The sequence below is a fragment of the uncultured Roseobacter sp. genome, from assembly GCF_947488185.1.
GTDB lineage: Bacteria > Pseudomonadota > Alphaproteobacteria > Rhodobacterales > Rhodobacteraceae > Roseobacter.
This window is the reverse complement of sequence record NZ_CANKYM010000002.1, coordinates 304,857-330,077: the sequence shown is the minus strand read 5'-3', so window position 1 is coordinate 330,077 and position 25,221 is coordinate 304,857. Positions and strand designations below refer to the sequence as shown.

Annotated in this window: 29 protein-coding genes; 13 read left to right on the top strand and 16 right to left on the bottom strand. The window is 61.5% G+C overall.

Annotated features, from left to right (window positions below):
* Positions 1-18: 18 nt before the first annotated feature.
* From ybeY to miaB, 5 genes are all read right to left on the bottom strand, one after another.
* Entirely contained in the window at positions 19-516 is a 498-nt protein-coding gene (gene ybeY / locus Q1A52_RS07580) for an rRNA maturation RNase YbeY (protein WP_300014929.1), read from the bottom strand.
* A gap of 55 nt (positions 517-571) precedes the next feature.
* Positions 572-1,588 (bottom strand): PhoH family protein, encoded by a 1,017-nt coding sequence (locus Q1A52_RS07575; protein WP_300013077.1) that lies wholly within the window; start codon positions 1,586-1,588, stop codon positions 572-574.
* A gap of 151 nt (positions 1,589-1,739) precedes the next feature.
* Complete coding sequence (locus Q1A52_RS07570) at positions 1,740-2,048, bottom strand: hypothetical protein (RefSeq protein WP_300013074.1); 309 nt, start codon at positions 2,046-2,048, stop codon at positions 1,740-1,742.
* A gap of 13 nt (positions 2,049-2,061) precedes the next feature.
* Complete coding sequence (locus Q1A52_RS07565; RefSeq protein ID WP_299779137.1) at positions 2,062-2,553, bottom strand: OmpA family protein; 492 nt, start codon at positions 2,551-2,553, stop codon at positions 2,062-2,064.
* Positions 2,554-2,821: 268 nt separating this feature from the next.
* A complete protein-coding gene (gene miaB / locus Q1A52_RS07560) occupies positions 2,822-4,147 on the bottom strand; it encodes a tRNA (N6-isopentenyl adenosine(37)-C2)-methylthiotransferase MiaB (protein WP_300013071.1) in 1,326 nt (441 codons plus the stop codon).
* A gap of 111 nt (positions 4,148-4,258) precedes the next feature.
* Between miaB and Q1A52_RS07555 the strand changes: the two genes are divergently transcribed.
* Positions 4,259-5,128, top strand: coding sequence for a hypothetical protein (locus Q1A52_RS07555; RefSeq protein WP_300014926.1), 870 nt, complete (start codon positions 4,259-4,261; stop codon positions 5,126-5,128).
* Between the two features lie 23 nt (positions 5,129-5,151).
* On the opposite strand, the gene Q1A52_RS07550 is transcribed toward Q1A52_RS07555, so the two are convergent.
* Together Q1A52_RS07550 and irr are read right to left on the bottom strand one after the other, a co-directional pair.
* Positions 5,152-5,961: a phytanoyl-CoA dioxygenase family protein gene (locus Q1A52_RS07550; RefSeq protein ID WP_300013068.1), complete on the bottom strand. Its 810-nt coding sequence runs from the start codon at positions 5,959-5,961 to the stop codon at positions 5,152-5,154.
* Positions 5,962-6,009: 48 nt separating this feature from the next.
* The gene (irr, locus tag Q1A52_RS07545; RefSeq protein WP_300013065.1) at positions 6,010-6,429 is read right to left on the bottom strand and encodes a Fur family transcriptional regulator Irr; all 420 of its coding nucleotides are present in this window, start codon (positions 6,427-6,429) and stop codon (positions 6,010-6,012) included.
* A 206-nt stretch (positions 6,430-6,635) separates the two neighbouring features.
* On the opposite strand from irr, the gene fabA reads away from it, so the two are divergent.
* Genes fabA through Q1A52_RS07525 form a run of 4 tightly spaced genes read left to right on the top strand, consistent with a single transcriptional unit; the run spans position 6,636 to position 9,623 of the window.
* On the top strand, positions 6,636-7,145 hold the full coding sequence (gene fabA, locus Q1A52_RS07540; protein ID WP_300013062.1) for a bifunctional 3-hydroxydecanoyl-ACP dehydratase/trans-2-decenoyl-ACP isomerase: 510 nt from the start codon (positions 6,636-6,638) through the stop codon (positions 7,143-7,145).
* 38 nt (positions 7,146-7,183) lie between these two features.
* Positions 7,184-8,413 carry a beta-ketoacyl-ACP synthase I gene (fabB, locus tag Q1A52_RS07535; protein ID WP_300013059.1) on the top strand — a complete coding sequence of 410 codons (1,230 nt, stop codon included), beginning with the start codon at positions 7,184-7,186 and terminating at the stop codon, positions 8,411-8,413.
* Between the two features lie 9 nt (positions 8,414-8,422).
* Positions 8,423-9,214, top strand: a complete 792-nt coding sequence (locus Q1A52_RS07530; protein WP_300013056.1) for an enoyl-ACP reductase — start codon at positions 8,423-8,425, stop codon at positions 9,212-9,214.
* 22 nt (positions 9,215-9,236) lie between these two features.
* Entirely contained in the window at positions 9,237-9,623 is a 387-nt protein-coding gene (locus Q1A52_RS07525; protein ID WP_300013053.1) for a hypothetical protein, read from the top strand.
* A 9-nt stretch (positions 9,624-9,632) separates the two neighbouring features.
* Here Q1A52_RS07525 and Q1A52_RS07520 read toward each other — a convergent pair whose 3' ends face one another.
* On the bottom strand, positions 9,633-10,061 hold the full coding sequence (locus Q1A52_RS07520; RefSeq protein WP_300013050.1) for a peptidylprolyl isomerase: 429 nt from the start codon (positions 10,059-10,061) through the stop codon (positions 9,633-9,635).
* A gap of 184 nt (positions 10,062-10,245) precedes the next feature.
* Here Q1A52_RS07520 and Q1A52_RS07515 point away from each other — a divergent pair, with 184 nt between their 5' ends.
* The 8 genes from Q1A52_RS07515 to Q1A52_RS07480 all read left to right on the top strand — a co-directional run bounded on the left by Q1A52_RS07515 (position 10,246) and on the right by Q1A52_RS07480 (position 18,615).
* Entirely contained in the window at positions 10,246-10,932 is a 687-nt protein-coding gene (locus tag Q1A52_RS07515) for a haloacid dehalogenase type II (protein WP_300013046.1), read from the top strand.
* Complete coding sequence (locus Q1A52_RS07510; protein ID WP_300013042.1) at positions 10,932-11,756, top strand: alpha/beta hydrolase; 825 nt, start codon at positions 10,932-10,934, stop codon at positions 11,754-11,756. The genes Q1A52_RS07515 and Q1A52_RS07510 overlap by 1 nt, the downstream gene beginning before the upstream one ends.
* A gap of 10 nt (positions 11,757-11,766) precedes the next feature.
* Positions 11,767-12,768: a threonine/serine dehydratase gene (locus Q1A52_RS07505; protein ID WP_300013039.1), complete on the top strand. Its 1,002-nt coding sequence runs from the start codon at positions 11,767-11,769 to the stop codon at positions 12,766-12,768.
* A complete protein-coding gene (pcaD, locus tag Q1A52_RS07500) occupies positions 12,765-13,553 on the top strand; it encodes a 3-oxoadipate enol-lactonase (protein ID WP_300013036.1) in 789 nt (262 codons plus the stop codon). The genes Q1A52_RS07505 and pcaD overlap by 4 nt, the downstream gene beginning before the upstream one ends.
* Before the next feature lie 28 nt (positions 13,554-13,581).
* Complete coding sequence (locus tag Q1A52_RS07495; protein ID WP_300013034.1) at positions 13,582-14,907, top strand: lyase family protein; 1,326 nt, start codon at positions 13,582-13,584, stop codon at positions 14,905-14,907.
* Between the two features lie 3 nt (positions 14,908-14,910).
* Positions 14,911-16,128, top strand: coding sequence for a TCR/Tet family MFS transporter (locus Q1A52_RS07490; protein WP_300013031.1), 1,218 nt, complete (start codon positions 14,911-14,913; stop codon positions 16,126-16,128).
* Positions 16,129-16,234: 106 nt separating this feature from the next.
* The gene (locus Q1A52_RS07485; protein WP_300013028.1) at positions 16,235-17,335 is read left to right on the top strand and encodes a Zn-dependent alcohol dehydrogenase; all 1,101 of its coding nucleotides are present in this window, start codon (positions 16,235-16,237) and stop codon (positions 17,333-17,335) included.
* Positions 17,336-17,382: 47 nt separating this feature from the next.
* Positions 17,383-18,615 carry a mandelate racemase/muconate lactonizing enzyme family protein gene (locus Q1A52_RS07480; RefSeq protein ID WP_300013026.1) on the top strand — a complete coding sequence of 411 codons (1,233 nt, stop codon included), beginning with the start codon at positions 17,383-17,385 and terminating at the stop codon, positions 18,613-18,615.
* Here Q1A52_RS07480 and Q1A52_RS07475 read toward each other — a convergent pair.
* From Q1A52_RS07475 to Q1A52_RS07440, 8 genes are all read right to left on the bottom strand, one after another.
* Complete coding sequence (locus tag Q1A52_RS07475) at positions 18,612-19,133, bottom strand: CIA30 family protein (RefSeq protein ID WP_367278007.1); 522 nt, start codon at positions 19,131-19,133, stop codon at positions 18,612-18,614. The two genes, Q1A52_RS07480 and Q1A52_RS07475, sit on opposite strands and share 4 nt — an antisense overlap.
* Positions 19,130-19,822: an RraA family protein gene (locus Q1A52_RS07470; protein ID WP_300013024.1), complete on the bottom strand. Its 693-nt coding sequence runs from the start codon at positions 19,820-19,822 to the stop codon at positions 19,130-19,132. Before Q1A52_RS07470 ends, Q1A52_RS07475 begins: the two co-directional genes overlap by 4 nt.
* Positions 19,822-20,949 carry a cobalamin-independent methionine synthase II family protein gene (locus tag Q1A52_RS07465; RefSeq protein ID WP_300013022.1) on the bottom strand — a complete coding sequence of 376 codons (1,128 nt, stop codon included), beginning with the start codon at positions 20,947-20,949 and terminating at the stop codon, positions 19,822-19,824. The genes Q1A52_RS07470 and Q1A52_RS07465 overlap by 1 nt, the downstream gene beginning before the upstream one ends.
* A gap of 11 nt (positions 20,950-20,960) precedes the next feature.
* The gene (locus tag Q1A52_RS07460) at positions 20,961-21,563 is read right to left on the bottom strand and encodes a trans-aconitate 2-methyltransferase (protein ID WP_195820168.1); all 603 of its coding nucleotides are present in this window, start codon (positions 21,561-21,563) and stop codon (positions 20,961-20,963) included.
* Positions 21,560-22,525, bottom strand: a complete 966-nt coding sequence (locus Q1A52_RS07455) for a cupin domain-containing protein (RefSeq protein WP_300013019.1) — start codon at positions 22,523-22,525, stop codon at positions 21,560-21,562. Before Q1A52_RS07455 ends, Q1A52_RS07460 begins: the two co-directional genes overlap by 4 nt.
* Positions 22,526-23,155 (bottom strand): pyridoxamine 5'-phosphate oxidase family protein, encoded by a 630-nt coding sequence (locus Q1A52_RS07450; RefSeq protein ID WP_300013016.1) that lies wholly within the window; start codon positions 23,153-23,155, stop codon positions 22,526-22,528.
* A gap of 74 nt (positions 23,156-23,229) precedes the next feature.
* On the bottom strand, positions 23,230-24,198 hold the full coding sequence (locus Q1A52_RS07445) for a nuclear transport factor 2 family protein (protein WP_300013013.1): 969 nt from the start codon (positions 24,196-24,198) through the stop codon (positions 23,230-23,232).
* Positions 24,195-25,217, bottom strand: a complete 1,023-nt coding sequence (locus Q1A52_RS07440; protein ID WP_300013010.1) for a LacI family DNA-binding transcriptional regulator — start codon at positions 25,215-25,217, stop codon at positions 24,195-24,197. The genes Q1A52_RS07445 and Q1A52_RS07440 overlap by 4 nt, the downstream gene beginning before the upstream one ends.
* Positions 25,218-25,221 lie beyond the last annotated feature (4 nt).

Sequence of the window (25,221 nt, the reverse complement as noted above, 5' to 3'; positions counted from 1 at the left end):
GCTCGGCACGTAGACCGATCAACTCCTATATGGGTCATCCAGACCCAGTTTGCCAAGTATTTCGGTTTCCAACCCCTGCATAAGCGTAGCATCCGGGTCACGGATATGGTCATAGCCGAAAAGATGCAAAATTCCGTGAACGAGAAGATGGGTGACGTGATCGTCCAGTGATTTACCGAATTCGCGGGCCTCACGGGCGCAGGTTTCATAGGCAATCGCGACATCGCCAAGCTCCATGGAGCCGTCAAAATCAGGCGTGGGCATCAGCGGGGATTTGCCGGCGACCTCGGCAGCGAGATCCTCGGTGGGCCAGCTCAGTATATTTGTAGGCCCCGGTTTGTCACGGAATGCGCCGTTCAATTCGGCAATGCGCGCATCATTGCAGGCCAAAAGCGAAACGCTCACGGGGTCCGACGGCACGCCTAGGTGGCGGAGTGTTTCCGCCATCGCGCGCTCGGCCAGATCCGCCAGCGGAACCTCCTGCCATTGCGGGTCATCAATCAGAATGTCGATCATCGGATCATCGCCGTTCCGGACCACGCCCCTCGGCTCCCAGCCATCCGCCCGGCCCTCACCCGGGCGGCGTTTCCGCCTCGTAGGCTTCGATGATGGCAGCGACAAGCGGGTGGCGCACCACGTCCTTGGAGGTGAAATAGTTGAAGCTGATCTTGGGAATGGTTTTCAGCAGCCGTTCCGCATCTGCCAGCCCTGACGAGACACCGCGCGGCAGGTCGATCTGCGTCCGGTCACCGGTGATCACCATGCGCGAGCCTTCGCCGAGACGGGTCAGGAACATCTTCATCTGCATCGACGTCGCATTCTGCGCCTCGTCCAGCACGACAAAGGCGTTGCTGAGCGTGCGCCCTCGCATAAAGGCCAGCGGCGCGATCTCGATCTGCTTTTCCTCGATCAGCTTGGCCAACTGCTTGCCCGGCAGAAAATCCCCCAGGGCGTCGTAGAGCGGTTGCATGTAGGGATCGACCTTGTCTTTCATATCACCGGGCAGAAAGCCCAGACGCTCGCCCGCTTCCACGGCCGGACGGGACAGGATGATCTTGTCCACATGGCCGGTGAGGAACATCGACACGCCAACTGCCACCGCCAAATAGGTTTTGCCAGTGCCCGCCGGGCCAATGCCAAAGGCCAGCTCATTGTCAAACAGTGACTGCACATAGGCTTTCTGGGCATCCGTGCGCGGCTCGACACGCTTCTTGCGGGTCTGGATCTCGACACGGCTACCGATGGGCATTTCCATCTGGTCGCCGTCCTGAACGCCGGTTGCCTCTTCAAAGGGGCCCATGCGCAATTCGCGGTCCACATCGCCCGGCTCCACCGCGCGACCACTCTCCAGACGCGCATAGAGCGCGTGCAAAACCCGCATCGCATCGGTTTGGGCGTCCGCATTACCGACGACGGCCAATTGGTTGCCGCGGCGCACGATCTGAACCCCGAGCGCCTTTTCGATCAGCGCCAGATTGGCGTCATAGGCACCACATAGATCGATCAGAAGTCTGTTGTCCGGGAATTCAACCGTGCCACCGGGCGCTGCGGTTGTTGTGTCTGTCGGGCTCTGGTCGCTGACGGCCAATCGCTGTTCCTCAGGATTAAACTATGCCTGACGGTGCCAATTCCGCGCGGCAGGTGCAAGCGCAACTACATGGAATTCACAGGTTTGAAACAAAAAAGAGCATAGGCGGGAAAGTGCCGCCCATGCCCGAAATGTCAAAACCGATCCGGTCTTAGAACGGGTCGCCGATGATCTCGGTGCCACCGCGTTTGAAATCACCCACCGTCTGGGTTGGTGCTGCAACGCCGGAACACACGGGTTTGCCGGTGTTGCGATCAAGCCGGGCAGAGAGATACCCTTCGATCCCGTCGTCGATGATCCAGTGATCACAGCCATTGGGATCGACCCAGATACCTGCCTGCAGATCCAGCAAGTCCTTGGAGTCGGGCCCGCGGTCAAAGGCTTTGTCAGAACCCAACTCACCGCATCCGGCCACCGTAAGCGCGGCCAAGACCAGCAGAGAATTGTTAAATCGTGTCATGTGCCGGCCCTCGTTACTGAATACAGATAATTTCAACGCGACGATTCTGCGCGCGCCCTTCGGCAGTCGCATTCGATGCTGCAGGTTGGCGTTCGCCCAGACCACGTACATCTGAGACAACGGCACCCTGCGCGCGCGCAATACTTGCAACCGCATTGGCCCGATTGATCGACAATTGCATGTTGTAGGCGTCAGAAGCGTTACTGTCCGTGTGACCTGTTATGATGAATGCGCTTGCATTCGAGGTGCGGAAAAACTCTCCTAGGCTCGCGCGACCGGATTGACTGACCCGGAAACTGTCAGTGGCAAAGAATTGGTCCGAGTTCATCACGGCACAGACATCCGCGGCGCGGCAAACCGGAATGCCTTCACGGCTCACATGCGGGGTCATGAACCCTTCCGCGCCGTCATCCATTACCCAGTGTTCACAACCGTCAGGATCAACCCAGATGCTGGGAATGTACTGTCCCCTGTCCAAACCACCCTGAGAGGGGGTCTGTGCCATTGCAACGCTGCCTTGCAGTGCGACAACCGCACCCAAGACCAAACCGGCCAGACCACGCCCGGCTTCCGAAAAAGTGAAATTCACGGTCTCTTCCTTTACTGATCACACACCCAAACCTCGGCTCAAAAAGCGCGAGGAACGAAAACACACTGACAGTTTGTGTAAATTCTAACGGATATTGTGGCAAGACACCGTCGGCATTGTATCCGCTCAAGCAACACCGCGCCTAAAAATGCCACATTCGGGCCAATTCGTGAAAGGTTAACCCTTAATTCTGCCTTATTGCTGCCAAAGAGTTTCGTTTCGCCTCGGTGATTCTAACGGGCACAATGTCTCCGACGGCGGCATCAGAATTCTCAATGTGCACCGCGTGCAGATATTCAGATTTCCCCACCATCTGGCCGTCTTCGCGACCCGGCTTCTCGACCAGGACCCGCGCATGACGGCCGACCATCGCATTCTGGATCTCTTGCTGCTGACGGGTGATCAGGGCCTGAATGCGCTGCAGTCTCTCATCCGCCACCTCCGCGTCCACCTGCGCGCGTTCCGCCGCAGGCGTGCCAGGGCGCGTAGAATACTTGAACGAATAGGCGTAACCGTATTTCACCTCTTCGATCAGATCGAGCGTCGCCTGAAAATCTTCCTCCGTTTCTTCCGGGAAGCCAACGATGAAGTCACCCGACATCAGGATATCCGGACGCGCTGCCCGAATACGTTCGATCACGCGCAGATAGCTTTCCGCAGTGTGGCTGCGGTTCATGCGTTTGAGGATTATGTCCGACCCCGACTGCACTGGCAGATGCAGATAGGGCATCAGCTTCTTGCAAGACCCATGTGCCTCGATCAGATCGTCGGTCATATCATTGGGATGCGAGGTGGTGAACCTTATGCGCTCCAACCCGTCGATATCGTTAAGCGCCCAAATCAGACCGGCCAGGCTTTGCTCTCGTCCATCCGCGCCCATCCCGTGATAGGCATTCACATTCTGCCCGAGCAGGGTGACTTCGCGCACACCGCGCTCCACCAAATCCTGCGCTTCTTCGAGAATGCGGGCCACCGGGCGGCTGGTTTCCGCACCGCGTGTATAAGGCACCACACAGAAAGCGCAGAACTTGTCGCAGCCTTCCTGCACGGTCAAAAACGCAGACGGCGCACGCGCAGCCTTGGGGCGCCGTTTCAGCCGTTCGAACTTATCCTCTTCGGGAAAATCCGTATCGAGCGCTTTGCCGCCCTCCCGCACCCGTGCCTCCATCTGAGGCAGGCGGTGATAGGACTGCGGCCCCACCACCAGATCGACGGCAGGCTGGCGACGCATGATCTCTTCACCTTCGGCCTGCGCCACGCACCCGGTAACGCCGATCTTCAGCTCCGGGTTGATCGCCTTCAAACCCTTCAAGCGCCCAAGCTCGGAATAGACTTTTTCAGCCGCTTTTTCCCGAATATGACAGGTGTTCAGCAGGATCATATCCGCCTCTTCTGCGCTGTCGGTCGGTTGGTATCCCTGTTCGCCCAGCGCCTCGGCCATGCGTTCGCTGTCATAGACATTCATCTGACAGCCGTAAGTCTTAACGAAGAGCTTTTTGGGCGCGGTCATGCGTGGAATCCGGATCACTGTGGGTTGGCGCGCTGCTTACCAGCCACAGCACCGGCTTGCAATGAACGCAGAATTAACTGATTCTGTCTCATGCAGCCATCCGGAGCGACGATGCACTACGAGAGCCTCAAGGATTTTCTGACCGCCCCCCCTGCCGCCCTGCGCAAAGGGCCGGTTGCGATGATATTTGTCGAAGATGATGTGGAAGTTGCGACCACGTTGCGCCATCACGACCAGATGGGGTTTATCTCCGTCATCGCCTTGATGCCTGCTGCATTTGACCTGCCCGGAGACCTGCAGGAAACAGTGCACCGGATTGACTATGACGCAACGGCTGAACGCGCTGTGGAACATGCCGTCAACAGCATCGGCGCAGCAGCCCCCGGCGCCTGGATGTACTACTGTTTCAACGCGGAATACCTGTTTTTTCCCTTCTGCGAAACCCGGACTGTCGGCGAGATGCTGGCGTTTCACACAGAAGAGCGGCGCGACGCGATGTTGACCTATGTCGTCGACCTATACTCGGACGATCTGGCAGAACACCCCGATGCCGTTTCACTGGACCGGGCACACCTGGACCGTTCGGGCTACTACGCGCTGGCACGCAAGGATGCCGCGAGGAATTATCACCCGAAGGAAAGACAGTTGGATTTCTTCGGGGGGCTGCGATGGCGGTTTGAAGAACATGTGCCCTACACGCGGCGCAAAATCGACCGCATTGCCCTTTTCCGGGCGAAACCGGGGCTGGAATTGCGGGAGGATCACACATTCTCAGACGAGGAATACAACACCTATGCCTGCCCGTGGCATCACAACATTACCGCTGCCGTATGCTCTTTCCGCACCGCCAAGGCGTTGAAAAGCAATCCCGGCAGCACCTACGATATTCACACGTTCAAATGGCACAACTCCGCGCCTTTTGAGTGGCATTCACGACAGTTGCTTGATCTGGGGTTGATGGAGCCCGGGCAGTGGTTCTGAACAGCGGCTAAATCTACACTACGTCAGGCAGCTGCATCGCGGTCCAGCAACACCGGGAACCAATCCGCGCGCAACCGCTGGCCCGGCTGCATGTCATGGCCCGGAAAAGGTGGCGAGGTCGGACCGGGACGTGCCACATAACGCGCATCATCTCCGAGAAGACGCAGAGAAAACGCCCGCCGCCGGGTACTTGCATCGTTGCCACGCGCTCCGTGCAGCACGCGGTAGTGAAAGGCGACCGCATCGCCCGGCGCCATCTGGAATTCCCGAATGTCCATACCTTCGGCATCCGGATCCGGAACTGGGATGTAAGCCTCGCTGTCCGGGTAGAAATCTGTCTCGGCCAACCAGCGTGTGGGCAGCACCGGTTTCGGCCAGCGATGTGATCCCGCAACACAACGCAGCGTCGCCTCCGTCACCGGATCAAGCGGTGACCAGAAGCTGATCGTCTGCTCCCCTTCCACAAAGTAATAGGGGGCGTCCTGATGCCAGGGCGTCGGTTTCGAGGTTCCTGGCTCTTTGACAAGCACATGATCGTGGAAAAGCTGCACCCGGCGGCTTTGCATCAGATCGGCGGCGACCTCCGCAACAGCGGAGCTGCGAATGACCTCGCTGAACGCGTCAATCCGGTCCCAATTGCAATAATCGTCGAAAAAGCGACCGCTCTCGTGTTTGTGCAGATTCTCAGCGGCGTAAGGCCCCGGATGCGCCATGTTCTGCGCCACCCCCGCGCGGAGCGCCTCGACATGATCGGCAAAGAGCCCACGGATCAACACCACCCCATCGCGGGCATAGGTATTAATGTCTTCTTTTGTGATCAAAGGATGCGGCACGGCGGGTTTTTTTCTGCGCTGTATCTGGCGAATGATCGCCCGAGTGGATCAGGATTTCCGGCGCAGGCGGATCACGACATCCACCGAAGCGATCTCCGCCCCTTCCGGTGCGTCGGGCAACTGTGCAATCACCAATTGCTCTGAGGGTGCATCAGTCAGCTTGGCCTCGTGTTCCCAGAAAAAATGCGGATGATCATGCGTGTTGGTGTCGAAATAACTCTTGGAGCCATCGACGGTGACTTCCTGCATCAACCCTGCGTCGCAAAAGGCGCGCAGCGTATTGTAGACCGTCGCAAGAGAGACCGCCTCGCCCTGATCCTTGGCTGCATCAAACAGGCTCTCTGCGGTCACGTGGCGGTGCTGGCCGTCGCCGATCAGCAACGTCGCAAGGGCTACCCGCTGGCGAGTAGGCCGCAGCCCAGCTTTGGCCAGCCAGCTCGTCCCAATTGTCTGTTGCGCAGGCGTCATGGCACCCTCTCGTGGCCTCGTTCCCTTCATATAAGGGTCAATGCGAGTCATTTTCAATTGGATTCAATGGATTTGGTCCGTCGTAATTGACGCAGCCCCCGTCAAACCGGACAGATAAGCGGTGTCCTCACCCGCCCTTGCAGAGGCCGCAAACCCGATGCTAGACGGGATTGACGAAAAGAATACCGAGCAGGAGACGCGCCAAAATGGCCCAATACCCGACCAGCTTCACCAAGGACGACCTGCTTAAATGCGCGCGCGGGGAGCTTTTTGGCCCCGGTAACGCACAGCTTCCCGAACCGCCGATGCTGATGATGGACAGGATTACCGACATCTCCGGCGATGCAGGCGAGCACGGCAAGGGACACGTCGTTGCCGAATTCGATATCCAGCCGGATCTGTGGTTTTTCGATTGCCATTTCCCCGGCAATCCGATCATGCCGGGCTGTCTGGGCCTTGACGGGCTGTGGCAGCTGACCGGGTTCAATCTGGGCTGGCGCGGCTGGCAGGGGCGCGGCTATGCGCTGGGGGTCGGTGAGGTCAAATTGACCGGCATGGTCCGCCCTGATCGAAAAATGATCACCTATTACGTAGATTTCACAAAAGCCATTCAGACCAGACGCTTGACAATGGGTGTCGCCAATGGCCGTGTGGAAGCAGATGGGGAAACCATCTATCAGGTCACCGATATGAAAGTCGCGCTGTCAGAAAACTGACCCCGCGAAAGCGATCTGCAAGAGGGAAGGAGAGCGCCATGCGCCGCGTCGTCGTGACAGGGTTGGGGATCGTCTCATCCATCGGAAACAACGCCGAAGAGGTCATGGCCTCGCTGAAATCCGGCACCAGCGGCATCGTTGCCAGTGACGAGATGGCCGAACACGGGTTCCGCAGCCGGGTCGCGGGCACGCTCAAGCTCGACGTGGCGGAACACATCGACAAGCGGACATTGCGATTCATGGGGCCGGGTGCGGCCTATGCCTATATCGCGATGGATCAGGCGATCAAGGATGCAGGTCTCGATGAGGACGTCGTCTCCAATCCACGTACCGGCCTCGTTGCCGGGTCTGGCGGTCCCTCGACCAGCGCCATGCTGACGGCCCACACGGTCGTCAAGGACACAGGCGCCACGAAACGCATCGGTCCCTTCGCCGTGCCGAAATGCATGTCCTCGACCGTCAGTGCCAACTTATCCACAGCCTACAAGATCAAGGGTATCAATTATTCGATCACCTCGGCCTGTTCGACGTCTTTGCACTGCATCGGCAACGCCGCTGAACAGATCATGCTCGGCAAGCAGGATGTGATGTTTGCGGGCGGCGGGGAAGAGCTCGACTGGACGCTGTCCTGCCTATTTGACGCCATGGGCGCGATGAGCAGCAAGTACAATGAAACCCCCGACAAGGCGTCGCGCGCCTTCGATGCGAACCGCGATGGTTTCGTGATCTCTGGCGGTGGTGGCATGGTCGTGCTGGAAGACCTGGAGCACGCATTGGCCCGCGGCGCGCATATCTATGCCGAGGTTACCGGCTACGCCGCCACCTCCGACGGGCACGATATGGTTGCCCCTTCTGGCGAAGGCGGCGGGCGTGCCATGCAACTGGCCCTGGAGACACTTCCCGAAGGGCGCAGCGTGAGCTACATCAACGCCCATGGTACCAGCACCCCTGCCGGGGATCAGCCCGAGATCGAGGCCGTGCGCCGCGCCTTCGAGGGGCGGACCCAACCGCCGGTGAGCTCGACAAAGTCGATGACGGGGCACAGCCAGGGAGCAGCGGGCGCGCAGGAAGCCATTTACTGTCTGCTGATGCTCAAGGATGATTTCATCGCACCTTCGATCAATGTCGAGACACTGGACCCTGAGTTCAAGCCCTCGGAGATCGCCACAGAACTTGTCGAGAATGCCGGACTCGATTCGGTCATGACAAACTCTTTCGGGTTCGGCGGCACAAACGGGTCGATGATCCTGTCCAAATATCGCGGGTAACGTACAATTATGTCTGGTTTATTGAACGGAAAACGCGGCCTGATCATGGGCGTGGCGAATGAACGCTCCATCGCCTGGGGCATTGCAAAAGCAATGTCCGAAGCCGGGGCGGAGCTGGCCTTTACCTATCAGGGAGAGGCTTTTGGGTCGCGCTTGGCGCCGCTGGCCGCCTCTGTCGGGTCCGATTTCATGGTGGACGTTGACGTCACCGACGACGCCTCGCTGGATGCAGCCTTCGAACAACTGGGCGCACGTTGGCCGACAGTGGATTTCGTGGTGCACGCCATCGCCTTTTCCGACAAGACCGAGCTGACGGGCCGGTTCCTCAACACCACCCGCGCCAACTTTAAGCAGACGATGGACATCAGCGCCTACTCCCTGATCGAAGTTGCCCGCCGCGCGCACCCGTTGATGGTCGAAAACGGGGGCACGCTGATGACCCTGACCTATCAGGGCAGCAACACCGTTGTGCCGAATTACAACGTGATGGGTGTTGCCAAGGCCGCACTGGAGAGCGCCACGCGCTATCTGGCAAACGATCTCGGTCCGGAAGGAATTCGCGTGAACGCGATCTCGCCGGGGCCGATGAAAACGCTGGCCGGAGCCGCCATTGGCGGCGCACGCAAGACCTATAAGTTCACCGACCAGAACGCGCCAATGCGCTCGAACGCCACGCTGGAGGCGGTGGGCGGTACGGCTGTTTATCTGGCGTCTGACGCCGGGGCCTGTACCACCGGAGAGATCATCCGGGTTGATGGCGGATATCACGTGCTGGGCATGCCGCAATTCGAAAACATCTAAGCCACCGGCATCCGCGCCGCGATTGAGCCAAACTGATGCCATATTCAACTTCTACGAATGCGGTATGTACAATTATGCCGATTCCCGAACTCTGCGACAGGCGCGCTATATCCGGCGGTCGAGCCGCGCGCGCCTTTATGCATGGCTCTTGATGCCTGTTACTGCAGCTGTGTTTTCCGCTGCTCTGTGGTCGGATCCGGCGCTTCAACCCAAGCTGCAAAGCGGGCTGGATGAAGTCAAACCCTTCATCTCCGCGATGATGGAAGGCGAATTCCCGACGGACGAAGCCCGTGAGTTACAGGCGGCTGCTGTGCAAAAAGCCACTGAACTGAACGCAAAAATCGCCGGTCTGCCGATCGCGCGAACACCGGTGAACCGTCCCGAGCCGGCCACCGGGGAAGAGGGTTGACCCGCCGCCTCAGGAAATCGACATCAACTCGATATCGAACTTGAGGTCCTGACCGGCCAGCGGGTGATTGGCGTCGATCGTCACCGTGGCGTCATCCACCGCGACAACCATCACCTGCATCGCCTGCCCCTCGGGTGTCTGCACATTCAGTTGCGTGCCAATATCGAGCGGAACATCATCCGGAATACCCTCGCGCGGCACCGCCTTCCGCATCTCGGGATTGATCGGGCCATAGGCGTCGACACAGGGGACTTCAACCGTCTTCTTGTCGCCCACGCTCATGCCCGGCAATGCCTCGTCCAGCCCTGGAATGATCTGACCAGACCCCACCTCGAACTCAAGCGGATCACGCCCCTCGGAGCTGTCGAACTTTGTGCCATCCAACAGGGTTCCTGTGTAGTGAATGCCAACCGTGTCGCCCGTTTTCACCTGGGTCATTGATGCTCCGATCATGTCTGGGAAAGAGTGTGGGAGGCCGCGTATCTGCGCGGGTTCTCCTGAGATGATCTCAGCCTGCCTGTCCAATTCAGATGAGTAAAGGCGAAAAACCCTGCATTTGGGCCTTTTCGCATAAGCTGAGCCATGACACTCTGGCGATAAGCATTTGTGAAGGGGTGCGCCCATGTCGATTACGACCTGCGTCTTTGACGCATACGGCACCTTGTTTGATGTTGCCGCGGCAGCACGACAAGCAGCGTCCGAGCCGGATTTCTCGAAACTGGAAAGCACCTGGCCGGAGCTGGCGGAGCATTGGCGCCTGAAACAGCTGCAGTACACCTGGCTGCGAGCGGTCACCGATGACCACTGCGACTTCTGGGAGGTCACGCAGCAGGGGCTTGACTGGGCGCTGGAGAAAACCGGTCTGGCGGGCGATGCCGCCCTGCGTGAACGGCTGCTTGCGCTCTACTGGGAATTGCAAAGCTATCCGGAGGTGCCGGACATGCTGCGTCAGCTCAAGGCCGGGGGCATGGCAACGGCGATTCTGTCGAACGGGTCCCCCGATATGCTGCGCGGGGCGGTCACTTCTGCTGGCATCGATGCCTTGCTGGATGACACGCTGTCGGTCCAAAGTGTCGGGGTCTTCAAGCCCGATGCGCGGGTCTACGACCTGGTCGCCAAGCGGTTCGGGTGTGATAAGAAAGAGGTGCTCTTCGTTTCCTCCAACGGGTGGGACGCGGGCTGCGCCACGGGCTACGGGTTCACGACCGCCTGGGTCAACCGTGCGGGTGATCCGGTGGATCGTCTGCCATGGACACCAACGCACATCCTGTCCGATCTCACCGGCATTCCGGCATTGGCGGGGCTCTGATGGCGTTTTTCAGAACCTCCGACAAGCTATCGCTCTACTACACCGACGAGGGTACGGGCCCGCCGATACTCTGCCTTGCCGGGCTGACCCGGACGACGGCGGATTTCGACTATGTCACCCCCCATCTCAACGGCGTGCGTCTGATCAAGATGGACTACCGGGGCCGTGGACAATCGGATTGGGACAAGACTTGGCAAAACTATTCGCTGCCGGTCGAATGCCGTGACGTGATCGAGCTGCTGGACCATCTGGGGCTGGATAAAGTGGCGATCCTCGGCACCTCGCGCGGCGGCCTCAATGCGATGGGCCTTGCCATGGGGGCAAAGGACCGCCTGACCGGCGTGGCCCTAAATGACATTGGCCCGGTTATTGAGCCGGAAGGGCTCGAGTTCATCTCAACCTATCTCGGGCACCCGCCCGCTGCGAAAACCCTTGCGGACGCGGCCCATGGCATGGGCAGCACCTACACCGGCTTCAAGGATGTGCCGCAATCGCGCTGGATCGAGGAGGCGCACAAGCATTTTCGACAGACGGACAATGGGCTGAGCATCACCTATGATCCACGCCTGCGCGACGCCTTCGACGCAGCGGGCGCACAGGAGGCGCCCGATCTCTGGCCCTGTTTCGATGCGATGGAAGACCTTCCGCTGGCCTGCATTCGCGGCGAAAACTCCGATCTGCTCAGCCATGAGACCTTTGCGGAGATGCAGCGCCGTCGCCCGGATATGATTGGTGTCACGGTGGCGGGCCGCGGCCATATTCCGTTTCTGGATGAGCCTGAATCCGTGGCTGCGCTGCAAACCTGGATCAATGCGCTGAGATGAGGAGCCTGCGATGAACATCGACATGATCAGGGCTGCGGCTGAGCGGCTTGAGGGGCACGCGCGGCGCACGCCGCTTCTGTCCTCGCCCTTTCTGGATGCGATTGCCGGTCGCCGCGTCTGGATCAAGGCGGAGTGCCTGCAACACACGGGCAGCTTCAAGTTTCGCGGGGCCTGGTCTGCGGTTTCCGCCCTTGCGGAGGACACGCGTGCCCGGGGTGTTGTTGCCTTTTCCAGCGGCAACCATGCGCAGGGTGTCGCGCTGGCGGCCCAGGCCCATGGGGTGCAGGCCGTCATTGTCATGCCGCGCGACGCCCCCCGGGTTAAGATCGAAAACACCCGCCGGTTGGGGGCGGAGGTGGTGCTCTATGACCGGGCCGCGGGCGAGGATCGCGATGCGCTGGGGGCCCAGCTGGTGGAGGAGCGGGGCCTGACCCTGATCAAACCCTATGATGAGCCGCAGGTCATCGCAGGCCAGGGCACGACCGGTCTGGAGATCGCCGCGCAGGCGGCCGAGATTGGTGTGACAAAAGCCGACGTCATCGTCTGCTGCGGCGGTGGCGGGTTTTCCTCCGGCATCGCATTGGCGCTTGAGGCGGAGGCGCCGGGGCTGCGGGTCCGCACGGCAGAACCCGAGAATTTCGATGACGTCGCCCGATCGTTGCGGTCCGGCGCGGTCGAGCGCAACGCGGCATTGACCGGCAGCCTCTGCGACGCAATCGTCACGCCGCAGCCCGGCAATCTGACCTTTCCAATTCTGAAACGTCTGGCCGGGCCGGGGTTTGCCGTGACCGAAGACCAGGCGCTCTTGGCCGTTGCCCACGCGTTCAACCGCCTGAAGGTCGTGGCCGAACCCGGTGGTGCCGTGGCCCTGGCCGCGGCATTATATCATGGCGACCGGATTTCCGGTGAGGATGTGATCGTCACGATTTCGGGGGGCAACGTGGATCCGGAGGTCTTCCAGCAAGCGCTCACCCTTGCGGCGGCACAGGACAGACAGGGAGATGCGGCATGAAGATACTCGACCTTGGCGATGTCAGGCTCCACTACCGGGTCGATGGCCCGGTCGAGGGTGCGCCCGTGGTCTTTGCCAATTCACTTGGCACCGATCTGCGCCTCTGGGATCCGATTCTGCCGCACCTGCCGGAGGGTCTGCGGATCATCCGGTTTGACAAACGCGGGCACGGGCTCTCCAGCTGTCCGCCCAGCCCTTATACGATGGGCGCCCTGATCACCGATACGGAACAGTTGCTCGATCACCTGCAGGTGCGCGACTGCGTCTTTGTCGGCCTTTCCATCGGCGGCATGATCGCGCAGGGGCTCGCGGTGAAACGCCTCGATATGATCCGCGCGATGGTCCTTTCCAACACGGGCGCCAAGATCGGCACGCCGGACATGTGGTCAGAGCGCATCGAGAGTGTCCGCCAGGGTGGGATCGAGAGCCTTGCCGATGCGGTGATGGAGCGCTGGTTCTCCGAAGGCTTCCGCGCGACGCCGGAGCTGGAACTGTGGCGCAACATGCTGACACGACAGGAGGACGAGGGTTACATGGGATGCTCCGCCGCTATTTCCGGCACTGATTTCTACACAACTACGGCCAGCCTGCGCCTGCCCACGCTAGGCATTGCGGGGTCTGAGGATGGCGCAACCCCGCCTGATCTGGTGCGCGAAACCACCAATCTGATCCCCGGCAGCCAGTGCCATGTGATCCGCAAGGCGGGCCATCTGCCCTGCGTTGAGCAGCCCGAAGAATATGCAGCACTTCTGACACGGTTCCTCAAAGAGGTGGGTCATGTCTGACGTCCGGGCCGTCGAGGTCTCCTGATCCATGGCGGCAAGCGTTTTCGACAGCCCGCTCTTTGCAGGCCTCTTCCCCACCGGCGAGGCGGGCCGGTTGTTTTCCGACAGCGCCGCCCTGCGGGCCATGCTGCTGGTCGAAGGGGCACTGGCCAAGGCGCAGGGTGCACTAGGCATCATCCCCGAAGTCAGCGCCGCCGCCATTCACCGTGCCACCCTTGAAATCCAGATCGACCCAGGCGCCCTGGCGCAATCAACCGGTGCAAACGGGGTCTGCGTGCCGGGCATGGTCGCCGCCTTCCGGGCAGAGTTGAATGCGCCCGAACATGCGCAATACCTGCACTGGGGGGCCACCTCTCAGGACATCATCGACACCGGGTTGATGCTGCGCCTGCGCCAATCGCTTGCCTTAGCCGAGACGGACCTGCGCCAGATCACGCAGGCCCTGGCGGATCAGGCAAAGCAATATGCAGAGCTTCCAATGGCCGCGCGCACCTATGGCCAACAGGCGACGCCGACAAGCTGGGGCGCGGTGCTGGCCGGGTGGGGCATGCCCTTACTGGACGCGCTGGAGGCCTTGCCTGACCTGCGTGAAAACAGTCTCTGGGTCTCCCTGTCGGGCGCCACTGGCACGGCGTCGGCCTTGGGGGATAAGGCCCCTGCCCTGCGTGCGGCCCTTGCCGAGGGGTTGGCGTTAAAAGACCCGGGCCGCAGCTGGCACACGGATCGTGGCCCGATCCTGCGCATCGCGGGCTGGATGGCGCAGGTCACCGCAACGCTCGCCGCCATGGGGCAAAGCCTGATCGCCCTCGCTACCACGGAACTGCGCGAGGTCACCTTTCGGGACGCCGGGGCTTCTTCGACCATGCCGCAAAAGCAAAACCCGGTTGCCGCTTCGGTGCTCGTCGCTCTCTCGCATCAGATGGGTGGATTGCAGGCCGCACTACAGGCGGCATCCGTGCATCAGCATCAACGTGATGGAGCGGCGTGGTTCACGGAATGGATGGTTATGCCGCAGATCATGCTCAGCGGCGCAAGCGCCTTGCAGCAGACGAAACAGATCATGGAGACCCTGCAACCAAACGTGGGCCAAATGGCCGCCGGGCTGGATCAAGGGTTGGGGCTGATCCATGCCGAAGCGCTGAGTTTCGCGCTGGCCGCCAAGATGCCCCGCCCGGACGCACAAGCGGAAACCAAGGCGCTCTGCCGCGCAGCCACACAAGCCGGCACGTCGCTGGAACACCTTGCCCGCACGCGCCATCCTGATCTGCCCGCCGACCTGTTCCACCCAAGCGCGCAGCTGGGTCAGGCTCCGTCGGACGCACGGGCCTTTGCGGCCCGCGCCCGCGCACTTTAGGCTATGCGCCCAGCGGTTATCTTCATCCTCATCACCGTCATGCTCGACTCCATGGGCATCGGCTTGATTATCCCAGTGATGCCGGACCTCATTCAGGAGGTGCAGGGCACGGGGTTGAGCACCGCCGCTCTTTGGGGCGGGGTCCTGTCCACCACCTTCGCCGTGATGCAATTCCTCTTCGGCCCGGTCATCGGCGGGCTGTCTGATCGCTTTGGCAGACGCCCTGTCCTGCTGCTCTCGCTGGTGGTGATGGCGCTCGACTATCTGGTCATGGCCGTCGCGGGCAGCATTTTCCTGTTGCTGCTGGGGCGCGTCGTCGGCGGGATCACCGCCGCCACACAATCCACCGCCAACGCCTATATGGCCGACATCTCTGGCCCCGATGACCGGGCCGCAAATTTCGGCCTGATCGGCGCAGCCTTTGGGGTGGGATTTGTTCTGGGGCCCCTGCTGGGCGGCGTCCTGGCCGAATACGGCACCCGCGCGCCCTTTTACGCCGCGGCGGGACTGGCCGCCTTGAACGCGGTTTTCGGCTACTTCGTGCTGCGCGAAACCGTGACGGATGACATCCGGCGGCCCTTTCGCTGGGCGCGCGCAAACCCGCTCGGCAGCATCCGCCAGTTGGGCCGCGTGCCCGGTGTAGGCCCCCTGCTGATCGTCTTCTTCCTCTATCAGGTGGCGTTCATGGTGTACCCGGCCATCTGGTCCTACTTCGGCAAGGAGCGTTTCGGGTGGGAGCCCGCGACCATCGGGCTCAGCCTCGCGCTTTTCGGGATCATGATGGCCGTGGTGCAAGGCGGGCTGATCCGCTGGGTCCTGCGCCTGCTCGGGGAACGCGGCACGGTGATCTACGGCCATGTCTTCGACGTTGTCGCTTTCCTATCGCTGGCCTTTGTGACCAGTGGCACGGTGGCGCTGATCCTGACCCCGCTCGCGGCCTTGGCGGCGGTCATCACGCCCGCGCTTCAGGGGATCATGTCCAAATCCGTCAGCGCCGACGCCCAGGGAGAGTTACAAGGCGCGCTGACCTCTGCCACGGCGCTGGCGATGATCCTGTCACCCATGGTGATGACCGGCACCTTCGCCGCCTTCACAGACGCCGATGCCGCGTTTTACCTCCCCGGCGCGCCGTTTTTGCTCTCGGCAGCCCTGATTGTTGTCGGGCTTGTTGTGTTTCTTGCTTTCCCGCCCAAGCGCGCCCTAGCCCCCGACGCGGGATAAGAGCGACCTTTCATGTCGGTTTGCGTCTTGCGTTGGCGTTCAACATCGGGTCACCCTGCCCACCGGGACCCGCGCAAGATCGCGCCTGAGAGGAAGACACCGACAGATGCAAACGATCAAAGCCGCCGTGTGCCACGCCTTTGGCGCCCCCCTCGAAATCGAAGACATTCAGCTGCGCGCCCCGGAGATGGGCGAAGTTGAGGTCACGCTGGACGCGGTGGCGATCTGCCATTCTGACATCTCCTATGCCGACGGGGCCTGGGGCGGCTCGCTTCCTGCTGTCTACGGGCATGAGGCTGCGGGTGTGATCAGTGCCTGTGGGGCCGGTGTGCACGGACTGTCTGTCGGCGACAGCGTGGTTGTCACTCTGATCCGCGCCTGCGGCTCCTGCGGCAACTGCGCGGGCGGTAAGCCGACCTTGTGCGAAACCCCCTATGACGGTGACAAGGGACCAATCACCACCGCCCAAGGTGGCAAACTGCATCAGGCCATGGCCTGCGGTGCCTTTGCCGAGAAAATTGTGGTGGCGCAAAATCAGGTGGTCCGCATCGATGCGGACATCCCCAAGGACGCCGCCAGCCTGATCGCCTGCGGTGTCATCACCGGCGTCGGCGCGGTGGTCAACGCCGCCGGTCTGCGCGCCGGGCAGGATGTCGTGGTGATCGGCGCCGGCGGCGTCGGGCTTAACGCCATCCAAGGCGCGCGCATCGCCGGGGCCCGCCGCATCGTCGCCGTGGACATGAGCGCCGAAAAGCTGGAGATCGCCCGGGAATTCGGGGCAACCGACGGCGTCCTGGCCACATCGGACAAACCTTGGAAAGCCGCGTTCAAGGCGCTTGGCGGGCGTGGTGCCGACGCGGTGATTGTCACGGTCGGCGCAATCCCGGCCTATGATCAGGCCCCGCGTTACCTGGGCTACGGCGGCAAGGTCATCATGGTGGGCATGCCGCATTCCGGTGCGCAATCAACCTATGAACCGGTCATTCTGGCCGCAGTCGGTCAGGGAATGGTGGGGTCGAAAATGGGCGACGTGGTGATCCAGCGGGACATCCCCTGGATGGTCGATCTCTACGCCCAGGGACGGCTGAAACTGGATGAACTGATCTCGGGGCGCTGGCGATTGGACCAGATCAACGAGGCCATCGCAGACACGAAGACCGGTGCTGCACGGCGCAACGTCATCCTCTTCGACCGACAGACACAGTAGGCAGGTAAGGTGGGCTTCAGGCCACCTTTGGGCAAAGGAACGCCGCGATGAAACTACAGGACCTCGACATCATCGTGACCGCACCGCCAGCGCCCGGCTGGGGCGGGCGGTACTGGATCCTCGTCAAGCTCACCACCGACACCGGCATCACAGGCTGGGGCGAATGCTATGCCGCTGCCGTCGGCCCCGAGGCGATGCGCGGTGTGATCGAAGATGTGTTCACACGTCACATGCAGGGGGAAAGCCCCGAAAACATCGAAAAAATGTTTCGCCGCGCCTATTCCTCCGGTTTCACGCAACGCCCCGATCTCACGGTCATGGGGGCGTTTTCCGGCCTCGAAATCGCCTGCTGGGACATCCTCGGCAAAGCGCGCGAACGACCGGTCTGGGCGCTTCTGGGCGGGCGCATGAACGACCGCATCCGCGCCTATACCTACCTCTACCCCCTGCCGCATCACGATCTCACCGCCTTTTGGACCTCCCCTGAGATGGCCGCAGAAAGCGCCGCTGACTGCGTTGCGCGCGGGTACACGGCCGTGAAATTCGACCCGGCAGGGCCCTATACCCTGCGCGGCGGTCACATGCCCGCCATGAGCGACATCTCTCAATCCGTGGCCTTTTGCAAAGCGATCCGGGAGGCTGTCGGCGACAAGGCCGACCTGCTCTTTGGCACCCACGGCCAGTTCACTACTGCAGGCGCGATCCGGCTCGGCCAGGCGCTGGAGCCTTATTCCCCGCTCTGGTTCGAGGAGCCCATTCCGCCAGATGCCGTTGAAGAAATGGCAAAGGTCGCGCGCGCCGTGCGCATCCCCGTGGCCACCGGCGAGCGGTTGACCACCAAGGCCGAATTCGCGCCAGTCCTGCGCGCTGGCGCCGCCACGATCCTGCAGCCCGCGTTGGGACGTGCAGGCGGCATCTGGGAAATGAAGAAAGTCGCGGCCATGGCCGAGGTCTACAATGCGCAAATGGCGCCTCACCTTTACGCCGGCCCCATCGAATGGGCCGCGAACGTCCACTTTGCGGCCTCGATCCCCAATCTGCTGATGGCGGAAACCATTGAGACGCCGTTCCACGACGCGCTCATCACAGGCAGCATCTGTGTGCAGGAGGGATTCATCACCCCGCCGGAAACGCCTGGGCTGGGCATCGAGGTGGACGAAGAGCTTGCCCGTGCGCATCCCTACACCGGTAACGGATTGCATCTGGAAATGCGGGATGAGCCCTGCGATTATGTGAATGGCAACGCGTTTGAAGGTGGCGCGCCAGCACCAAAAAGCTAGCGATAAAGGCGTATCCCGGCGATAGCCAGATCAGCCGAAAACACGCGCCCCACTGCCAGCACGCCAACACGACGCACCTGAGTGGGATCGAACTGCGCATCGATTTTATTGGCTTCAAGCGTCGCGAAAGGCACCTTGATGCTGCGCCAGCTCTCGGGCGCCACAAAGGACGTTCGGAACGATTGCCAGGGTCGCGTCATCTGATCCGTGCGCAGGCGCAGATCATAACGCTCTCCGTTGCCCATCACGTCGATCTCGAGCCCGGTCCAGCCGCTCACATCCATCCGCAGGTCAAAAGCGATTTGGATAAAGCCGCCGTTATTTTCCGTCGACACCTCACCCGTCAGCCGCACCGCATCCCGGCCCTCAACTGCCAAATGCACGGCTTGACCGGTTGAAACACCGCCCATCACACCGTCGGCGACGTACTCCCATTGCGGTGAGAGCTCCATATGTGTCTCCTCTGCGAAGGCCGGTGCCACCCATACGCAGGCCAGCATCACGGCCCGCGCAATCACGTGCGCGCAGCCTCAAAAGCAGCCCACGCCGCCTCAAACTCCTCGAAATCAATCTGCTTGCCTTTGACCGCATCGAAAACGATCTTCTCAGACCGCATCAGTGTTGCGATCGCATCAGAAAGCTGTGGGATCACATCATTTGGAATGACCACCGCCCCATGTCGGTCGGCGTGCACAAGGGCACCGGGTGCAATGGTCATACCGAAAACCTCAACCGATTGGTCAAAGTCGATCACGTGCACAAACCCGTGGCTGGGGCCGACGGAACCCGCGACCACCGGAAACCCCTCGGGCAAGTCGCCCAGATCGCGCATCACGCCATTGGTCAGCGCACCCGAAAGACCAAAGGCCTTGTGAATATTGGTGTTCACCTCACCCCAATAGGCCCCGATGGCCATTTCCCCATCCATGTCCTGCACCACGGCAACGCCGGGGCGCGGGCCTTCGGTCATATACTTGTAGTAAGCCATGCGCCGCGCCTTGATGACCTCGGGCGCCTCCTCGGGGGCGGTCACGGCCCGGATACGCGCGGTGCGGGCATAGCCCACCATCGCCTCACCGGGGGCAGAGCATTGCATCGTGCCGCGGGTGAAGTCGTTGAACCCGCGCTTGCCTTGCGCAACCTCAATCGCATTGCACACGGTCGGCGTATCGACCCTCTGCAACAGCTTGAGAAGGGCTGCATCCATTACCGTCCCTCCGCCAGCTTTACCCCATCGCGCAAGGCTTCAAGCTTTGCATAGGCGATTTCGGGATCAATAGCGCCAAATCCGGCAAATGTTCCAAAACCACAATCTGAACCCGCAACAACGCGATCTGCGCCCACAATTTGTGTGAATTTGTCAAGTCGCTGGGCCACCAGTTCGGGATGTTCAACAAAATTGGTCGTCGTATCGACAACGCCAGGCACCAATATCTTGTCGTCTGGGATGTCCCCTTTGCGATCACGGAAAACCGTCCATTCATGCGCGTGGCGCGGGTTCGAGGTTTCAAAGAGCAGATAGCAGGCCTTGGTCGACATCAGCGTATCAAACACCTTTTCCATCCCGATGTCGCAAACATGCGGACCCTCGTAGTTGCCCCAGCAGATATGCACGCGCACCCGGTCTTGCGGGATGCCGTCGAGCGCATGGTTCAGCGCCTCCACGTGGGCGCCCGCGATCTTGAGGAATTCATCATCGGAGAGATCGTTAAAAAGCATGTGCCGCGACAGCGCGAGGTCGGGGCAGTCGAGTTGCAGATCGAGACCCGCGTCCACGATGGTGCGGTATTCCTCACGCATGGCATCCGCGAGGGCCGCAAGATAGGCGTCGCGTGTCTTGTAGTGATCGTTTTGCAGGAAAAGAGAAATCACCCCCGGTGAGGCCGCATTCATGAACCCGCGCGTCGCCCCATGCTCGGCCATCGCGGTTTTGAGGTTGGCGATGTCCTTTTGCAACTCGCCTTGCCCTTTTGACGTCACCTCGCCGGTACACATGGGGCGCGCATATTTCGGCGTCCCGCCATCCTCCGCCAGGCGCTTGAGAAAGCTTGGAAATTTCTTGAGATCCGCGGGCGCGTTGCGCGGGCTGTCGCCGGAAAACCCGGTGTAGCGGTCCTTGACGTAGGTGGCATAGGAAATCTTGGAGGTCTCGCCGTCGCTCACCACGCCAACGCCCGCAGCCACCTGTCTGGCCACCGTGGCAGAGACGGCTTCGGTCATCGCGGCGTCGAACTCTGCAGGATCATAGGGAGTGCCATGTTCACGGGCAAAGATGAAATCCACCACCTTCTGGGTGCGGGGCAGCGAACCTGCGTGAGTTGTCAGGATAGGCATGACGGGTCTCCTCAGATCTTGCGCGCCATGAGCACGCTGTGTTGGTTGGTCTCCGGGTCCTCAGCAAGATAACCGGTCAGACGCAGATCGTTTTGCTCAAGGCACGTGGCGTATTGGGCGGGAGACAGCGAGGCGTGGTAAACAGGCTGGCCTCCCACGGTGCCGCTGGCCTCCCCCGCGTCGGGCCCCACGGTCATCAGCAGCGAGGCGCCCGGTTCAAGATGGGCGGCCATGCGTATTATGCAGCCGCGCTGCTCCTCGGGCGTCAGGTGGAAAAAGCTGTTCCAGGCGATGATCCCGTCAAAAGTCTCACCCAGATCGAAGCGACGCATGTCCCCCTGCCGCCAGTCGCCCTCCGGCCAGCGGCTGCGGGCGATCTCCAGCATGGCATCGGCGAAATCCACACCCGTCACGCGGAAACCTTCGGCGATGAACCAGCGTGCAATGGGCTCACCTGCGCCGCAACCGAGGTCAAGCACCCGCCCGCCCGGCGGCAGGCAGGCGGCAAAGCGCGCCAGCCAGCGCGCCTCAAAGAGCGCACGCGAGCGCTGCGCATCATAGACCGCGGCCTGGCTCTCGTAGACGTCGCGGATGCCCTTCGGATCTGCGCTCATCCTTGCCACGTGGGGCCAGCGGGATCGTCTGTGCCGACGACATGATAAAGCGCCGCCGCGCCGGTCATTGAGGGTACGGCGCTGTGCATCACATTCTCCGGCACCGACATGGTATCGCCCGGCGCAAGCGTGGTGGCACCGCCTTCCCAGGTGACCCGCCAGTGGCCGGTAACCGGCATCAGCACCGATGGTTTGTCATGACGGTGCATCTCTGCGCTGGCCGAACCGCGGGTGATAAGCGCGACCTCGAAACCCGGCTTGTCACGCAGCATGGCCCCCGCACCGATGACTTTGGCCGGGTGCCGATCCGCCAGCGCCACCATGTCCCAGTAGCGCGCCACATACCCTGGAATCACCTCCGCTGTCGTGGGCTCGGGGAAGGCTTGCAGCTCCTGCTCGGTGAGCAGCGGCATGGGGTTCACACCCTCGGGCAGGGCCTCACCTTTCTTGGTGTCGTAGAGTTTGCCCTCCTCGGACAGTACCAGCCCGTGGTCCGCCGCGTCCTCGATCACCTGCGGCGCCCAGATCACGCCGCCGCCCGCGTCATCGCCGCCGAGGATCGCCATGATCATCCCGTAATCATCACCGATGTTTTCGAAGCCGCGGAAGATGCCGGTGGGGATGTTGAAGATGTCGCCCTCCTCAAGCGTGACCTCGCCCGCGTCACCCCAGCGGCCCCAGAAGAAGCGCCAACGGCCCTTCAGCACAAAGAACACCTCCGCTGTGCGGTGACTGTGCAGCGAGTTGCGGCACTTCGGCGGCTGGCCCGCGGCACCGATATTAAAGCCGTGTGGAATGGAAATATGCACGTGCTGGTCTGGGCTTTCCGAGACACCGCCGCCAATAATGGTGAAGTTCTCCTTCTGGTCAGAGCCGGGCGTGTGGGCATCAATGAAGGCGGTCTTGCACGGGTGGAGGTCGCCATAGCGGACAATGCGGGCTTCCATGTCAGCGGGGGTCATTCAGGTCTCTCTTCTTTCAAGTTGGGCGCGCAGGATGGCTAATTCATTGACCAGGCGCGTATTTTCGGTTTCAAGCCGCTCAATCTCGGGCGCGACAAGGGCGGTGAGTTCGGCGGTGTCAAACCGCGGGGTGATGAACTGCGGGCAGTTCCAGTCAAAAGCGTCGAGGCTGACGGTCACCAACCGTTCGACACGGCCCTGCCCTTCGGCGGCCAATTGCGTGGCGAGCTCGGGGTTCCCGGCGGCGGGCTCGAACCGTGCGCGGCCCTGCAGTTTCATCCGGGCCTTGCGCGGGTAGTCCATCAGGAAGAGCGATACGCGGTCGTCGCCAGCGAGGTTGCCTTCCGAGATATGCTGGCGATTACCGCGATAATCGGCAAAGCCTAGCGTGTGATCGTCGAGCACCTTGAGGAACCCGGCAGGCCCGCCTCGGTGCTGGATGTACGGCCAGCCCGTCTCAGACACCGTAGCCATGTAAAAGGACGTGCGGCTCGTGATAAAGGCCACTTCGTCTTCGGTAAGCGCGTGGGTGCGGGCGCCGTAGCTGCGGGCATAGGTCTCGGCGGTGCCGTCGACCTGTTGGAGCGCCTTGACCGCCGACGTGAACATGATGTCGTCATAACGTTGCATGGTGCGAACCTCTTGGGTGTGTAGGTCCCTCCAAATTGGGGACTGACCAGTTCCAATACAAGGTCATGGTGCCCTCACCCAGTCTGCAACAGGATCTGTTTCCAGACCGTCGTTTCATCAAAGATGACATATTCCCGACGCAGACCCCAGGGGCCGAATTCAGCATGGCTGATGCCCAACACATAGACCTCGGCCCCCGTGGGCGCGCCGAAACGACCCCAGCCAGAGTGTTTCCCGTGTAGTGACCAGCGCAGGGCGGCGCGGGGCGGCATCATCGGATCATCCCGCCCGATCTGGTGGTCGATCTGGAAGGTCGCATCCGGGAAGGACGCGCGCAGCCCCATCCAGAACTGATCCACATCGCCGTGGCTGTGGCCGGTGTGACCCCCGGGGTATTCCAAATGGCACGCCCGATCGTATTCAGCAGGTATCGCCGCCATATCAGCCCCCATGAGGCGGGTGAGGATATCAGCGTATTTCGCGCCCCATTCATTGTCGTTGCCGTTACCCTTGTAGGGTCCCGGCTGATCATTGGAGGGCGTCAGCGGCTGCACGCAGACCTCTGGCCCGCCTTCCCGCGCAATAAGGTCGGCAGCATAAGCCTTCGGCTCCCATCCCAGCTGCCGCACGATGGCCCCTTGATCGCGGATCAGCCATTCATCGTTGATCTGATTGTTGATGGCGTGGCAATCGGCAAGGATGCGGTAGGTGAGCGTCTTGCCCGTTGCCTCTCCGTAGACACCATCGTGCGCATGGGTGGCCCGGCTGAGAATACGGTGAGAGGACAGCATCCCCTCCTCGGGCGTGCCGGACCAGATCACGTCTTCACCAAAGAGCGTGCGATCTGGAAACTCGGCCAGCGTTGCCATCGTCGCACCGATGACATTGGCGTTGCCCAGCACCACCGAGGCAGGCGAGCGCACCACGATGTCGTCGGAGTAATACTGGTGCAGGGTCGCGATACCGCGGTCCTCCCAGATTTCCTTGGTGATGCCGATGATGTAATCGGGGAAATCGCGAAACTTCGGATCGAAGCCTTTCATTTGCTCTGTCCTTTGGGTGTGCGGGCCGAGCCGCGGATAATCAGGGGGCCGTCGAGCGTGATGCGGCGGGGTTCGGAATCTTCTTCGGTGAGCCGCGCCATGAGCGCGTCTACCGTGGCGACAACCATGCGACCGGCAGGCTGTCGCACGGTGGTCAGATCATAGCTGGGCCAATGGGCTAGCGTCACGTCGTCATAGCCCACGACCGAGACATCCTCGGGCACGCGCAGGCCCAGCTCGTAGCGAAGCACGTCCATCACGGCAAAGGCCATATGGTCGTTGGCAACAAAGACCGCATCGGGGCGGTCTTCTGGGCCAAACATTGCGCGGGCGGCGGCCTGTGCCGTCTCGAAATCGAAATTGCCCAGGCCCCGGGCGTAGAGCGTCATACCCGCCGCCTCCAGCCCGGCGATGAAGCCACGTTCGCGGTCGATCTGGGTCGAGGCGCCTTCCCATCCGGCAATATGGGCGATGCGGGTATGACCGCCCGCAATCAGGAACTCAGCCAGCTTACGCCCACCCGCCTCATTGTCGGAGGCAACTGAGGTGAGCCGATCATCGTATTGGTGTCGGTTAAAGAGCACGATGGGAATGCCCAGCCCTTCGCAGCGCTGCGTCAGGTCATTCGAGAGACCCACGGAGGCGGCGATGATGGCATCCACCTGGTAGTCCAGCAGCTCGTCGATAACCGTTTGCGTGGCGGCGTGATCGTTCGAGGCCATGAAGACAAGCACGTGGTAGCCTTCGGCCTGCAGCGCCTTGCTGAGGCGCTCAATGGCTTCGGGGTAGAACTGGTTTTCCAGGTAGGCGACCACCAGCCCTATTATGCGACTACGTCCGGTGATGAGCGAGCGCGCCAGCACGTTGGGCCGGTAACCAAGTGCTGCGGCGGCCTTGCGCACCTTCTCGGCGGTGTCCTTGCTCACCGAAGCGCCAGGTGTGAACACACGGCTGACGGCGGAGCGGCTGACGCCCGCCTTTGCAGCCACTTCGAGGGACGTCACTTTACCCATATTCATCACC